Genomic DNA, 14,147 nt, shown 5'->3' with positions numbered 1-14,147 from the left:
GCAACAAGCAGTGAGAAAATAACGATGACCGATACTAGCGAACAAAATAATGCCTTAGTCGAGCCGCGATTGGCTTACATCCTCGACCGCAAAATTGCCCACAGCAAGCGTGGCCCCTATCGGCCCAAAACGGCAGAGCAGGTTGAGGCAGCACTGGAGCGTCTGCTCAACGCAGAGGGCTTTGATGACGTGCGGGTTTCCCGGGTGAAGCGGATGACCGGAGGTGCTTCCAAGGAGCAGTTCTCCTTTGCCTTGGACCACCGTGATGCGCCGAGCGCGCAGACCTATGTGCTGCGCATGGACCCCCTTGAAGGGATCGTGGAAACCTGTCGGCTACGGGAGGCAGAGCTGCTGCGGGCCCTGGCCAGCGAGTTTCCGGTGCCGCCTGTGCTGGCAGTAGATGGTGAGGGCGAGCACCTGGGTAACCCGGGTTTGATCACCGGGTTTGTGCCCGGCGTGACCAAGCCCACTGATATGGCTGGCCAGAGCGTTTCTGGCATCGGCTCCAGCTACGGCCGTTATGCCGAGATTATCGCGCCCCAGTTTCTGAAAACCCTGGTGGGACTGCATTCGTGGCAGGGCTGGCGCCAAGCCGAGCTGCCAAATTTTGTGATGCCCGCTGCCAATTCAACCGAGGCGGCTCTCTATCAGGTAGGACTCTGGTCCCGGGTGTGGCGTGAAGATCTGGTCGAACCTGTGCCGCTGATAACCTTGACTGAGCAATGGTTGCGCGCCAATGCGCCGGTCTGCGAAGCGCCCTGCCTGGTCCACTGTGATTACCGGGTGGGCAACTTTATGTTTGAGGAGCCCTCGGGCCAGATCACCACGATTCTGGATTGGGAGTTGGCACACTTTGGCGACTTCCACGAAGACCTGGCATGGATTCTCCAGCGCCTGTTTGGCAGTTGGGATGAGAAGGGCCATTTTTTGGTGTGCGGCTTGATGGAGCGAGAGCGCTTTCTTGAGGAATACCAGCGCCTTTCTGGCCGGACCATCGATCCTGCCGCGCTGCGCTACTACGAAATCATGAATGCCTGGAAGTGCGCGATTATGGATTTAAGCAGCGCAGTGATTGCTGGCCAGCGGGCCAACAATCATCAGGATTTGCTGATCACCTGGCTTGGCGCGGCCGGGTCGGTGTTTCTGGCGCAAATCGGAAAACTGATCGGAGAGGAGGTGAATCATGCTGCCTGATATTGCCAATCGCCTGTCGAATTTGAGCAAAGCACTGGAGACCGTGATTGTGCCGGCCATTCCCGACGATAACCCCTTTGCCAAAGAGCAGGCTGCGCTGATGCTTGGCCATCTGGCGATGTTGTCCGAGCAGTGGGACGCGGTGTATCTCTATGAGCGGGGATCCCTCCACAACATGACTGCACTGGCCCGACGTCTGATTGCTTGCACTGACGGTTTGCCGGCCAGCGCTGCTCTCGATCGGTTGGCGGCGCTATTGCAGGATCAGCCCGAGTGCCTGCCGCTGACGGCGTCTGGCCTCAACGCAATCACTAAAGAAGTGGGCACCGCTGTTGATCAGCTGATCGAGGTCGCCTTCAGTGAGGCAGGTCAGCATTACCGGGACTGCGTAACCTCCCAGGTGCTGCAGTACAACCGTTTGCAGGCAACTCGCGAGCGCATCTGGTTTCGGCGCCACGGAATGGACCCGGATGAAAAGGAGTTAGGCACCCTTGAAGAAATGCTCCACACCACCAAGTACCTGCTCGATGGTGATCTGTCGTGAGGGAAATGGGCCGGGCTGTATGGCCAATCGGTGCGGGCCAGCGCAAAGGGTTAAATAATGTGCGCGTAAATCAGCGGGCATGAGGATAAAAGGGACGACTTGATATGAATTTCGCAATATTTCGACAGCTGGCCTTGGGGCTAATTGCACTGCTTTCACTAGGGCTGACCTGGTATTTCGGTTATCTGTGGGTGGCTGCAGGCGGCAATATTCTGAACGTGTTCAGCTTCTTTGCCGATGCTTTCCAATCCGGCCCTGCCGCCGCCTTTCTGACCATCGATCTGTTGGCCTGCTGGCTCGCCTACATGATCTGGGTGGTGGCCGATGCGTCGCGCATTGGCCTCGGTCGCGGCAAAGGCTGGGGCTTTTTGGCGCTCTCCTTTCTCGGTACCTGCTTTGCCTTTCCCATTTACCTGATTGTCCGGGAGCGGCACCTGGCGCGTCAGGCGCATTGAAACTGTATCCCGGCCTCCAGTTTTCGTATGCTGGGGCTCAATGACAATAACGGGAGACAGGGACAGTGACAATGCAATCAGCCAAGGGGCACGGCGCCAACAACCGTGAGACGGCGCCCGGAGTTTGGCGCTTACTGCAGGCAATAACCTGGGCGGGCCTATTGCTGGCTGGCAGCTGGAGTGTGGCGGTGCAGGCCGCGGGTCAAGGGGGGCCATCGTCGGCACCGCTGACCGAGGCTCAGGTAAAGCGTTATCTGCAAATAGAAATAGAGCTGAACCAACTGCTGCGCCGCTATCAAGCCAATGCCGCCCAGTATGAGGATGCGCCCCGGGCCTTTGCCCTGGCTGAAGAAAAGCACCTGGCCAGCCGGGGGTTTAGTGAGGCGGACTGGGATTCTCTCGAAACTCGCATTATGAATGCCAGCACGGCGATTACCGATTACCCCGATTTGGTCAATGACCGCGCCGAGCGCAAAAGTGAAGTGGACGAAGTCTGCACCGAGGCGCAGGCGATGGCAGGTCAGCAGGGCCAGATGAAGGCCGAGCAAAATGCTGAAGCCCAGGCCATGGCTGCGCAAATGCGGGCGGCGGGCATTGATGAGGCGAAAGTGCAGGAGGTGCTGCGCCAGTTTCGGAATATGCCGACCGTGGCCGAGGTGCGAGCCGACCAATGTCAGCAGATGGCGCCGGTGGCGACGATGATCCACGAAGATGAGCGCCGCTGGATAGAAACCAGTCGTCCGGACTGGCCGGCGGTGCGTCCTTACCTGGAGGAGCTGGACCAGCTGACCGATTGGGCGGCGGGTAATACTGACCAGCCGCCGGTCATCAACTAGCTCAGTTGGCGAAGGGCCGCCAGGACAACGCTGTGTGCAACTGGGACTCCGGCATTTTGATCATCATCTTGGTCAGCATCACCGGATTCACCTTCATCATCTCCATACCGAGCATGCGCAGCAGCGCCGAGCGAGCGGCCGGATCTTCCAGGTAGTTGATGTAACCGACCATGTGTTGATACACAAACTGCATAAACCAGCCGTCAATGTCCTCGGCCAGGGAGGCGCTGATTTCCATGTAACGCGGGGTCTGGGTGTAATCCCGGTTCAGGGCCATGTTGTAGAGCAGCTTGATAAAACTCCGATCAAACTTGCCGACGTCCACGCTGGGGCCATACATGGTTGCCACGTTGGCGATTTCTGCCTGCACCCATAGCTTGGGAGCCAGATCCAGTGGGTTGGTGATGCGCAGGTTGTAGATGCCGTGGTCGGCAAACAGCTTCTCGGAGTAATCAACAAAGTCACTGTTGCCCGGCGACAGGCCGCCGGTTGCCCACAGACTGAAGCGCTGGTCGAGGGAAATGCCCGCCGCGCGAAATTCATCCATCAGCCAAATCGGGTACATCATCGCTGTCAGCCCACCCAGGCTGTGCCCGGCCACATTGATGTGGGCGTCCTCTTCCTGAGCGACCCCTTTGAGAAACTCCAGAATCGTTTTGCCCTTGTATTTCAGCTTGTTCACATCCTTCATAGTGAAGGAGGCGCCCGCCAGAATGGCGGGATCGGCATCGTCGGCAACCTTGGCCTGGGGCGATACCAGAGTCCAGGGCACCATGTTGCTCACGTCCATATCCTGAACCAGGATCGATGACCAAGAGGTGGGGTTGGTACCCCGAAAGGCCAGGGTGTACACGGCTTTGCCTTCGGCCTCGGCCACCGTGTTTTTGGTGATCATGGCCACGGTGGTGCTGAACAGGTCGAGCAGATTGCCACCCACCGCAGGGCCCCAGACAATTTTCTCCTCCGGGGTTACCTTCTTGGCGATTTTGCGAATGGCATGGCGGATGCCGATGCCTTCCAGGTTGTAATAACCGGCATAGGTGACATAGGCCAGACGGATCATCAGATCGATGCTGGCGCGTTCTTCCTTCCCTGGCTGAATCAGCATGGTGGGCTCCTCGGGGTAATGTGCGCTGAATGTGGCTGGTGAGTGTGGGTGGTAAGAGTGGGTTGTGGTTGCGATCAGTGATGGTAGCGCCGGCCCTTTCATCTCGACAAGAGTGAAATAGCGGCTTTTGATAACGATAAAGGTAGTATTTTTCTGTGACAGTCGTGTGTCGTTGTGACTTTTGTAATGGCAAATCACGGCCGCGGTTCGGTATCTGATGCGGTGGTCATTGGGGATTTTTTGCAACTGACTGCCGGGGCCGGAGTTCGTTTGTCGGCGGCAGGACCTTGCAATTGCGCGCTAGATTGCCGATATTGGATAAATCTAACGCTGATAGGCAGATGGCGCACGATAGCGTCTGCTCAGTCGAAGCAGGCTGGTTCGGTGCTGGCCAGCAAAATGAAGCGTTAGTAAGAAAAATTGCGCGATAAAAATATAAACCGCACCCCAAAAGGAAAGCCGCCATGGGCACTCAAGTCAAAGATACCTTTTGTCGAATTTGCGAGCCCCTGTGCCCGATGAAGGCTGAGCTCAATGAGCAGGGCGAGGTCGTCAAGCTGGTGCCCAACCGGGAGCACCCTATCAGTACGGGCTTCTCCTGCCACAAGGGGCTGTCTTTCACCGAAGTTCATCACGACCCCGACCGGGCCAATTACCCCATGCGTCGCCGCAATCCTCGCACCGAGGCCAAGGGGGATTTTGAACGGGTCAGCTGGGACGCGGCGCTGACGGATATCGGCAAGCGTCTCACCGCCCTGAAAGAAAAATACGGCGCCGACAGTATCGGCACCTATTACGGCAACCCCATCGCCTTTAACACCAAGGCGTTTCTGCCAGCCGTGTCGCTGGCGGCGAAGTTGGGCAGCAGTCGTTGCTTCGGGGCGTCCACCCAGGACATGGCCAACAAACCCGTGGCCCTGGCCGCCATGTACGGTAGCAGCCAATGGACCATTCCCGACTTTGCCAACACCGATTTTCTGCTCTGTGTGGGGGGTAACCCCAAGGTGTCGCACTGGACGTTGGTGTCGACCCCCAATGCGATGGGCGTGCTGCGAGATATCCATCAGCGCGGCGGCAAGGTGGTGTTTGTAAACCCGCGCAAGATCGAATCCAGCACACCAAAAACCGGGGAGGTGTTACAGGTAAAGCCCGACAGCGATGTATACCTGCTGGCGGCGCTGATTCACCATATTGATCAGCGCGGCGGCTTTGACGACGCGATCATGGCGAAGTATGGCAAACGTATTGACGAGCTGCGGGCCTTTGTTGGCCAGTATCCCGCCTCGCGCGTTGCCGATGTGGTGGGGGTCAGTGTCGAACAGATTACCGGTCTGGCCGAGCAGTTTATGGCGGCCAGATCGGCCAGTGTGTATATGGCCACGGGTGTGAACCAGAGTCGCCAGGGCACCCTGGCCTATTGGCTGCTGAACATGCTGTCCTTTGTGACGGGGAATTTGGGCAAGCCTGGTGGCAATTATTATGCTCGGGGCTTTCTGCCCGTGAGCACCAGCGAAGTCGCCTCAACCGACGTGTTTTTTGATACGCCGCTGGGCGAAATGCGCCACAGTTATGGCGCCCTGCCCGGCAATTTGATGGCCGATTTTATGGAGTTGGAGGAGAAGGATAATCCGGTACGGGCACTGATCGTGCTGTCGGGCAATCCGCTGTTGTCCATTTCCGGCGAGCAGCGCCTGCGCAAGGCCTTTGAGAAACTGGAACTGATTGTCTGCATTGATCTGTACCGCAATGCCACCGGCGAGATGGCGGACTATGTACTGCCCGCCTCTGATTGGTTGGAGCGGGAAGATATCAATCACGTGGGCAACGGCGCCCAGCCCAAGCCCTATATTCATTACACCGATGCGGTGGTGGCGCCCAAGTATGAGCGTAAGAACGACTGGTGGATTTTGTCGCGTCTCGACCAGGAGTTGGGCCTGAGCGAGGTGGAGGGCGACCCTGGCGACGGCGGCGAGGTGCTCGACGGTTTTCTCAGCGCGGGTAATCTGGACCGGGCCGCACTGCGGGCCGAGCCCTTTGGCAGCAAGTTGCTGGAGCCCGCCGACAAAGGGGATTTCTTTGATTACCTGCTGCGCCACCCGGACAGGAAGGTGGATTGCTGCCCGGATATTTTCAGTGACTCGTTGGTGCGGGCCGAAGCGATCTTCACGGAGCTGGCCAGCGAACCCCGCGACCTGCTCAAGCTGATTTCCCTGCGCACCAACTACATGCACAACGGCGCGCTGGATACCACGCTGAAATTTGATGACAGCCTGCGCTCGGGGGTGGTGGCCATGAGCCACGGCTATGGCCATCAGTACGCGGGTGCTTTGTCCCGTGCCCAGGCTCGCCCCGGAGTAAACGTCAATCAACTGTTGCCTACCGGCCCCGGCAGTTACGAGAAGTTAAGCAATATGTCGCACATGAACGGGGTGGTGGTGCAGGTCGAGGCCCGGGTGTAGCCCTAGATATCTTTGGCGGCCACCACCGGTCGACTTTCCCGGGTTGCCCGGTAGAGCAGGTCGGGCTCTCTCGGGTCGTTGGGGCAGATAATGATATGGTCGTCGTGCACTTCCTTGATGACCCCAGCAAAGGGAAAATCTCCCAGGGTTTCCGGCACCCGATAGCTCACCGTATCGCCCACCTTGAAGGTGTCGGGATCAAAATTGAAACTGAAGGGGCACGATTCGCCCTGCTCGCCCATATTCTGCATTGCACTACCCATCTGTTGTTATCGCTGTGGTTTTGGCCCCGGCATGATCGCCGGTCGCATCGCAGGGTCCATCTTAGGTGTTTTGCCGACAAATCTCACCCACTTATCTATCGCGAATAGGTTGGCGGGTTGTCGAGGATGCGGCGAGGGTGCGGTGCAAAAATGGGCGATATGGACGGAAGTTCGGCGGAAGATTATTGGAGCAAGGCCAGCACGGCGCTGGGGTTACTGTTGGCCTGGGCGGTGGCCGACTGACGGATTCCGGGCGCGCTTTTCAGCGCACCTGGATTTGGCATCTTCACATTGAATCTACTGTGCTACTTAAGTGGCAAATAAATATCCGTCACATCATTGCTGGCAGGGCCGTTCTCGGTCACGCTCACATAGTGAAAGAACACCGGAAAATCCCGGGTTTCCTCGTCGGTGGTGGGCAACCAGTCCCGGTACAGGTAGTAAATGCTGTCATCCAGATTCTGGTTGCTGCCGGTATGGCGCAGCACCGCGCAGCGGCCACCGGGAATTACCCCGTTTTTTACGCCAAAAGCGTTCTTCGGCACCTGGCCGTCATGCTCGCCACACACATCCCAGCGAAAATCCGCTGGCGGAGTGGTGTTGGGATCGCTGTAGGGCACCCCAAAGGTCTTGCACTTGGCCACCGGCGATAAGCCGGTCTGTTTGCGCCAGGCAATAAACTGCCCGGCGGTTTCCATTACCTTTTCGGCGGGGCCACGGTGCTCCAGCAGGGCAACCGGGGTCTCGGGAAAATCGACAATACGAACATCCATGGGTGAGGCTCCAGAATAGGGGTGCGCAAAGGCAAAGCGACTGTGCCAGGTTGGCCAGTCGGGTTGGTTGCGAAACTGGGAGGGTGTCTGCTGAAACTCGCGCTTAAACGCCCGAGAGAAAGCTTCCAGGCTGTCAAAGCCCGCCGCAAAGGCCAGCTCGGTTAGGCTGGTTTCCGGCTCAAAGGCCACCCGGTAAGACACCGGGCGCAGCCGCGCCAATTGAATGAACTTGGCCAGGCTCTTGCCCGTGGCGGCGCTGAACACGCGATGGAAGTGATAGGGCGAGAACGCCGCCACCGCGCTCAATTGGGTCAGCGACAGATCGCCGTCGAGGTGCTCGTAAATATACTCGCACACCCGTTGCAATCGTTGCTGGTAGCGTTGTTTGGCGTTGTCGGTCACTGACAGTCTCCGGTTTCGAGTGGCCAGAATGACAGTCTTGGCTAAAGCGCGCTTGATCGTACTTGCTAACTTGTCTGCATCCGTGCACACAGCTTGCAAGGACTAGATATCGTGGGCGGAAACAGAATCTGCCGGGGCGTGACTTGATTTAAGAAAGCCTCAAATATCGTCATACCCGCGAACGCGCGGTATCCAGTATGTTGCTAACGTAGCTGGTTTTCTGGATGCCCGCATAAGCGGCGCGCTACACCTTTTTCACAAATTCCGACTTCAGCTTCATGGCGCCAATACCGTCTATCTTGCAGTCGATATCGTGGTCGCCATCCACCAGGCGAATGTTTTTCACCTTGGTGCCCACCTTCACCACCAGAGACGAGCCCTTCACCTTCAGGTCTTTAATCACTGTCACGGTATCGCCATCGGTCAGCGGATTGCCGTTGGCATCTTTGATGGCCGCATCGGCCTCGGCTGCAGCTGCCTCGGCGGGTGACCACTCGTAGGCGCATTCGGGACAGATAATCAGCTGGCGGTCTTCGTAGGTAAATTCAGATTCGCATTTGGGGCAGGGCGGCAAGCTCATGGGCACCTCTCCATGGGTAAAGGGGCGGCAGTATAACTGCTACCGGCCAGAGCGGGGTGTTAGATGGTCTGCCGGTTATACCCGCTGATCAGACCACACCGCAAACTCGTTGCCGCTGGGCTCGGTAAAGTGAAAGCGACGACCACCGGGAAAGGTAAACACCGGCTTGATAATGCGACCGCCCGCCAGGCACACCTTGTTCAGCGTAGCCTCCAGATCGTTGCTGTAAAACACCAGCAACGCTGCGCCATTCTCGGTAGACGAAAACATATTGGCCCGAAAGAAACCGCCATCCAGCCCCTGGCCAGAAAAGGCAGTGTAGTTCTCGCCGTAGTCCACAAAGCTCCAATCAAAGGCCTTGCTGAAGAATGCCTTAGTTGCGGAAAGGTCCACCGCAGCGAACTCCACATAGTTCAGGGTTTCGTGTTGGTTCATACATCCTCCGGCAGGGCCAGCAGCACATTGGCTGGCTAGAGGCGGGCAGTGTAACAGGCTGGGGCAAGGTGCGGGGGAGAAAGTGGGGTGGGAGGCAGGGCGGTGTTTATTTAGATTTGCCTCTACGCAGGTCTCGAACCATAAATGAACTGCCGGGGCCGCGTTTCATTTCAAAAAGGTCTATGGCTTTGAACAAGCTGCTTAAATTCTTGAAGCCATAGTTTCTGGTGTCGAAAGAGGTTTGGTTGGAAATATGCGACCCTACCGGGCCGAGCAGGGCCCAGCCGTCATCGTCAGCATTGGCATCAATGGCTTGGCGCAGCAGATTGATCAGCTTTGTATTGGATTTTAAATTCTTTGACGCAGCCGGGTTTGGTTCGCTTGAACTTGGCTCGTCATCCAAAAATAAGAACTTAGAGCAAGCATTCACAAAAGGTGTGGGTGTTTTCCTTTCGCCAAAGCCCAGCACTACCTTCCCCTCCGCTAATGCCCGAGTGACCATTGGCGTAAAATCGCAATCCGATGATACAAAGCACATCACGTCAATATTTTTGGTGTACATCACATCCATCGCATCAATTACTAGCGCGATATCTGACGCGTTCTTTCCTTTGGACAAATCATACTGCTGGACTGGCTGGATCGCATATTCATGGAGTAAATCCTCCCAGGGCTTGATGGAGGTCTTCTTCCAGTTGCCATAGGCTTTGCGAATGGTCACCACGCCATACTTCGCCACCTCGCTGAGAATATCCTCAAATTTGCTGGCGGGGGCATTATCGGCGTCAATGAAGAGAGCGATTTTTTGTTTGTCTTCGTTCATCAAATTAGACCGAAAAAGTTATCAGAAATACTTCATTCTTGACGCCAGTGTGGTGGGGCGATTCGTGGCAGTCAATTCTCTCCTGTGCACATCGGGTCGGAAAGAAAAAAAGGCGTTGAAGAGAAGTGCGGCCCGCCTTGCCTGCCAATTTTATACTGCTCATCAATCTATCGATGCGCTGCTTGCTGATGCAACGAAATATGGTTCTCGCTTTATGGCCTTGTTGGCGATTTTACTCCCACACCTCGATATATCTTCGCCTCGGAAATCTCTTTCGGTCTTTTCTTTTGGCATTTAATACCAACTTCCATTTTGGCAAGTGATCTCTATACCAAGGCCTGTAGTAAAACGAAGTGTCAAGCGTCTTTTCGATGGTAAAGCTGAATGAGAGGACAGTTTTTCTATCTTCGATACAGTGGCTCAAAACGGCCCCTCTAGCCCACAAAGGATAGTGATCGTTTCGACCCGCGCCATCAAAACCACTTCTGTGTATTTCAGCAAGACCAGTGCCTAGTAGTTCAAATTCTTCATCAAAAATAATCTTGCATGAAAATGCTTTACCTCGCTTTGGAGGATATTCACTGAAGATCATTACGGCGTTTTTATACCTATGTCTTCGGTGCGCCACATAAACCAAATAGAAGATACCCGACGCGGCACAAAAAGCACCTATCCACCCATCGATTTCGTTGTATTCAAGTAGGTTCGACAGCCCAAAATATGCAAGAAAAATCGCAGCTAGGATGTGCCATCCTTCGGCTAAATCTTCCCAAACAGAACTACCGATAAATGGGATTGCTATTCCATCAGACATGATCGGGTCGCTATCAGCGTGTTAATGAGGCCAACAGCCTCATAGTAATTATTAGCGTGAAGCCACGATTTTCTGAACGCCTATAACGAGCTATTAAATTATCCATATCTGATCAATGGCTTGCGCAGGTGGGTATTGGCAGGATGCTAAAAATCATGGTTGGCGTCCTCTTCCTTGACGAATTAATTCCATTTATTGCTGCTGGATTCCGGCTCGCTGAGCAGCGCGTCCGGAATGACGAAATAGACCTGTCGCTCAGTTGAAAAGTATTACTTTCAGCATTGCATGGCAGCCCCGCTCGGGGAATACTTTTCTAGCGTCTAGCGTCTAGCGTCTAGCGTCTAGCGTCTAGCGTCTAGCGTCTAGCGTCTAGCGTCTAGCGTCTAGCCAACTATAGCCCCTAACGCCCGCCCAGCCAAACCTACACCGAAGCATACAACGTCCGATCCGACAGCCATCTTTCAATCAATGGCTTGGCATGCTCCGGCCGTTGCTTTAGCAACCACTCCGCTGCGTCCTTGACGCCATCGAGCAAGTCTTCATCCCGTTGTAAATCGGCAATGCGAAAGCTCATTAGGCCAGTCTGGCGGGTGCCGAGCACTTCGCCGGGGCCGCGCAGTTGCAGGTCTTGCTCGGCGATGACAAAGCCGTCGTTGCTGTCCCGCAGTGCCGACAGGCGCTGACGGCCATTGCGGGACAGGGGTGCCTGGTAGAGCAGTACGCAAAAACTTTGCTGACTGCCCCGGCCGACCCGGCCTCGGAGTTGGTGGAGTTGGGCAAGGCCGAGGCGTTCGGCGTTTTCGATAATCATCAAAGACGCGTTGGGCACGTCTACCCCAACTTCGATCACGGTGGTGGCAACCAGCAGGTCCAGCTCGGCGGCTTTGAAGGCGGCCATGACCTCGGCTTTTTCCTTGGGCTTCATGCGGCCGTGGACCAGGCCGATGTTGAGATTGGGCAGGGTCTCTTTGAGTTGCGCCCAGCTGGCTTCGGCGGCCTGGGCCTGCAGTTTGTCTGACTCCTCAATCAAGGTGCATACCCAGTAGGCCTGCTGGCCTTTGGCGCAAACCGCATTGAGGCGTTCGGCAATCTGATCCCGGCGGGCGTTGTCCAGCACCACGGTGGTGACCGGGGTTCGACCGGGGGGCAGTTCGTCGATAATCGAGGTATCGAGATCGGCGTAGGCGGTCATGGCCAGGGTGCGGGGAATGGGGGTGGCGGTCATGATCAGCTGGTGGGGTTGGCCGACCTCAATGCTGGCTTTCTGTTTGAGTGACAACCTTTGATGCACACCAAAGCGGTGTTGCTCGTCGATAATTACCAGGCCGAGCCGGGCAAATTCCACATCGTTTTGAAACAGGGCGTGGGTGCCCACGGCAATATGGGCCTCGCCGCTGGCGATCAACTCGCTTTGGGCGTTGCGGGCTTTGCCCTTTAGTTTGCCGCTCAGCCAGGCTACGCTCAGGCCCAGTGGCTCCAGCCAGCCGCAAAAACTGTGGTAGTGCTGCTCGGCCAGAATTTCAGTGGGCGCCATAATCGCCACCTGAAAGCCGCTGCTGATGCCGCGCAGGGCGGCCAGGGCGGCGACCACAGTTTTGCCGCTGCCCACATCGCCCTGTACCAATCTGAGCATGGGGGTCTGACTGGCCAGGTCAGCCGCAATTTCCTCGCTAACTCGCTGCTGGGCGCCGGTAAGGGGAAAGGGCAGCTGGGCGAGGAACTGCTGGTTCAGGTCGTTTGGGCCATCCAGTGCCGGCGCGCCAAAACGGCGGGTCTCATTGCGCAGTTGTTGCAGGGCCAGGTTGTGGGCCAGCAGTTCTTCAAAGGCCAGACGCTGCTGGCTGGGGTGCTGGCCCTCCTGCAATTGATACAGTGAGGCATCGGTGGGCGGGTGATGCAGGTAGCGTAGGGCTTCGGCCAGGGTCCAACGGCCGGGCAAGACCTGGGGCGGCAACCATTCAGCCACCGGGTGCTGCTCCAGGTAGCCCAGGGCCTGGTCGGCCAGCTTGCGCCAACTGGTTTGTTGCAGGCCTTCGGTGGAGGGATAAATCGGGGTAAGCCGCTCCTCCACGGCGACCGGGTCATCACCGGCCAGCAGCTTGTATTCCGGATGGTAAAACTCTAATCCGGCGGCACCCCGGCGGGGTTCGCCAAAGCAGCGCAGCCGGGTGCCGGCAACCAGTTGCTGCTTTTGCGCGGCACTAAAATGAAAGAAACGCAGAGTGGTGGTGCCGGTGCCGTCTTGCAGGCGGCACACCAGACTGCGGCGGCGACCAAAGGCAATATCGGCGGCCACCACCTTGCCTTCGATGACCACATCCTGGCCGAGCTGCAGCGCGCCGATGGGGGTAATGCGGGTGCGGTCCTGATAGCGCAGCGGCAGGTGAAACAACACGTCCTGAATACTGCGAATGCCGTAGTCGTGGAGCTTGGCTCGCATTTTGGGGCCAACGCCTTTGAGCAGGCTGATATCGAGCTGGTGGAGCGCCTGGGTCATCAGGCCGCGCTGGCAGAGGTCATCTTGGGGGCGGCGTCTTTGATGGCCTGGCTGATCACATCAATGGCCTGATGCCGGGGAAAGCTCGCCCGCCAGGCCAGGGCCACAGTGCGGGTAGGGGGCTTGTCGAAGGGCCGGGTGCAGAGCACGCCTTTGCCATAGGGGGCTACCTGGGCCGAAGACATGGGCAGAATAGTAATGCCGAGCTTGGAGACCACCATGTGTTTGAGGGTTTCCAGTGAGCTGCCCTCCACCACGGATTGCAGCAGGCGCTCGTCTCGGGTGGCGTGCTTGCGCAGATTGGGGCAAGCCTCCATGACCTGATCCCGAAAGCAGTGGCCCTCGCCGAGCAGCAGCACATTCTCGTTATCGAGGTCGCTGGCCTTGAGGGTTTTCTTCTTGGCCAGGGGGTGGTCGCAGGGCAGCAGGACCACAAAAGGTTCGTCGTACAGGGGTTGGGTGACCACTTCCGGTTCGTTGAAGGGGAGGGCAACTATGATGGCGTCGAGGCTGCCATTGCGCAGCCGTTCGCGCAGGGCGCCGGTAAAGTCCTCTTCAATATAGAGCGGCATATTAGGCGCGTCTTTGCGGATGGCGGTGACGCAGCGAGGGTAGAGGTAGGGGCCAACGGTGTGGATCGCCCCCAGCGAAATGGGGGAGCCCAGGGGGTCGCGGCCCTCGTCGGCCAATTCCCGAATGCGGTCGGCCTGGCTCAGCACCACTTGGGCCTGGCGTAAAATCTGCTCACCAATCGGGGTGGCTTTGACCTGGCCCCGGTTGCGCTCAAACAGGCACACTCCCAATTCGTCTTCCAGCTTTTTGATGGCCACGCTCAAGGTGGGCTGGCTGACAAAGCACTTTTCGGCCGCTTTGCCAAAGTGGCCGGTATCGCGCAGGGCGAGAATGTAGCGCAGTTCTGTCAGCGTCATGGTTGGGCCCGGGTCGAGTTGCAGCCGCTATAGTA

Annotated in this window: 14 protein-coding genes; 5 read left to right on the top strand and 9 right to left on the bottom strand. The window is 57.1% G+C overall.

The genetic code is table 11. From position 1 onward, the window contains the following. The first annotated feature begins 24 nt into the window (after positions 1-24). The 4 genes from NCG89_RS08930 (at position 25) to NCG89_RS08915 (ending at position 3,029) form a co-directional block, all read left to right on the top strand. Entirely contained in the window at positions 25-1,194 is a 1,170-nt protein-coding gene (locus NCG89_RS08930) for a phosphotransferase family protein (protein ID WP_251086180.1), read from the top strand. After that, complete coding sequence (locus tag NCG89_RS08925; RefSeq protein WP_251086179.1) at positions 1,184-1,738, top strand: hypothetical protein; 555 nt, start codon at positions 1,184-1,186, stop codon at positions 1,736-1,738. Before NCG89_RS08930 ends, NCG89_RS08925 begins: the two co-directional genes overlap by 11 nt. Before the next feature lie 104 nt (positions 1,739-1,842). Beyond that, the gene (locus NCG89_RS08920; RefSeq protein ID WP_251086178.1) at positions 1,843-2,193 is read left to right on the top strand and encodes a DUF2834 domain-containing protein; all 351 of its coding nucleotides are present in this window, start codon (positions 1,843-1,845) and stop codon (positions 2,191-2,193) included. Positions 2,194-2,258: 65 nt separating this feature from the next. Next, positions 2,259-3,029: a hypothetical protein gene (locus NCG89_RS08915; protein WP_251086177.1), complete on the top strand. Its 771-nt coding sequence runs from the start codon at positions 2,259-2,261 to the stop codon at positions 3,027-3,029. Between the two features lies 1 nt (position 3,030). Here the strand turns inward: NCG89_RS08915 and NCG89_RS08910 are convergent, their stop codons facing one another. Beyond that, the gene (locus tag NCG89_RS08910) at positions 3,031-4,137 is read right to left on the bottom strand and encodes a lipase family protein (protein WP_251086176.1); all 1,107 of its coding nucleotides are present in this window, start codon (positions 4,135-4,137) and stop codon (positions 3,031-3,033) included. Positions 4,138-4,601: 464 nt separating this feature from the next. Between NCG89_RS08910 and NCG89_RS08905 the strand changes: the two genes are divergently transcribed. Next, positions 4,602-6,596 (top strand): molybdopterin-containing oxidoreductase family protein, encoded by a 1,995-nt coding sequence (locus NCG89_RS08905; protein ID WP_251086175.1) that lies wholly within the window; start codon positions 4,602-4,604, stop codon positions 6,594-6,596. Positions 6,597-6,598: 2 nt separating this feature from the next. Here the strand turns inward: NCG89_RS08905 and NCG89_RS08900 are convergent, their stop codons facing one another. The 8 genes from NCG89_RS08900 to NCG89_RS08865 all read right to left on the bottom strand — a co-directional run bounded on the left by NCG89_RS08900 (position 6,599) and on the right by NCG89_RS08865 (position 14,112). Beyond that, positions 6,599-6,847, bottom strand: coding sequence for a hypothetical protein (locus NCG89_RS08900; protein WP_251086174.1), 249 nt, complete (start codon positions 6,845-6,847; stop codon positions 6,599-6,601). 317 nt (positions 6,848-7,164) lie between these two features. After that, positions 7,165-8,034 carry an AraC family transcriptional regulator gene (locus tag NCG89_RS08895; RefSeq protein ID WP_251086173.1) on the bottom strand — a complete coding sequence of 290 codons (870 nt, stop codon included), beginning with the start codon at positions 8,032-8,034 and terminating at the stop codon, positions 7,165-7,167. Positions 8,035-8,278: 244 nt separating this feature from the next. Beyond that, the gene (locus NCG89_RS08890; RefSeq protein ID WP_251086172.1) at positions 8,279-8,614 is read right to left on the bottom strand and encodes a zinc ribbon domain-containing protein YjdM; all 336 of its coding nucleotides are present in this window, start codon (positions 8,612-8,614) and stop codon (positions 8,279-8,281) included. 75 nt (positions 8,615-8,689) lie between these two features. Next, positions 8,690-9,049, bottom strand: a complete 360-nt coding sequence (locus NCG89_RS08885; protein WP_251086171.1) for a VOC family protein — start codon at positions 9,047-9,049, stop codon at positions 8,690-8,692. A gap of 106 nt (positions 9,050-9,155) precedes the next feature. After that, the gene (locus NCG89_RS08880; RefSeq protein ID WP_251086170.1) at positions 9,156-9,872 is read right to left on the bottom strand and encodes an NYN domain-containing protein; all 717 of its coding nucleotides are present in this window, start codon (positions 9,870-9,872) and stop codon (positions 9,156-9,158) included. 232 nt (positions 9,873-10,104) lie between these two features. Then, a complete protein-coding gene (locus tag NCG89_RS08875; protein WP_251086169.1) occupies positions 10,105-10,686 on the bottom strand; it encodes a hypothetical protein in 582 nt (193 codons plus the stop codon). Positions 10,687-11,107: 421 nt separating this feature from the next. Then, positions 11,108-13,183: an ATP-dependent DNA helicase RecG gene (recG, locus tag NCG89_RS08870; RefSeq protein WP_251086168.1), complete on the bottom strand. Its 2,076-nt coding sequence runs from the start codon at positions 13,181-13,183 to the stop codon at positions 11,108-11,110. After that, complete coding sequence (locus NCG89_RS08865; RefSeq protein WP_251086167.1) at positions 13,183-14,112, bottom strand: hydrogen peroxide-inducible genes activator; 930 nt, start codon at positions 14,110-14,112, stop codon at positions 13,183-13,185. Before NCG89_RS08865 ends, recG begins: the two co-directional genes overlap by 1 nt. Between the last annotated feature and the right edge of the window lie 35 nt (positions 14,113-14,147).

Origin of the sequence: Spongiibacter taiwanensis (assembly GCF_023702635.1) — a bacterium.
In the GTDB taxonomy this organism is placed as follows: Bacteria; Pseudomonadota; Gammaproteobacteria; order Pseudomonadales; family Spongiibacteraceae; genus Spongiibacter; species Spongiibacter taiwanensis.
The sequence above is the reverse complement of the archived record's forward strand: the minus strand, read 5'-3'. Positions and strand labels throughout refer to the sequence as shown.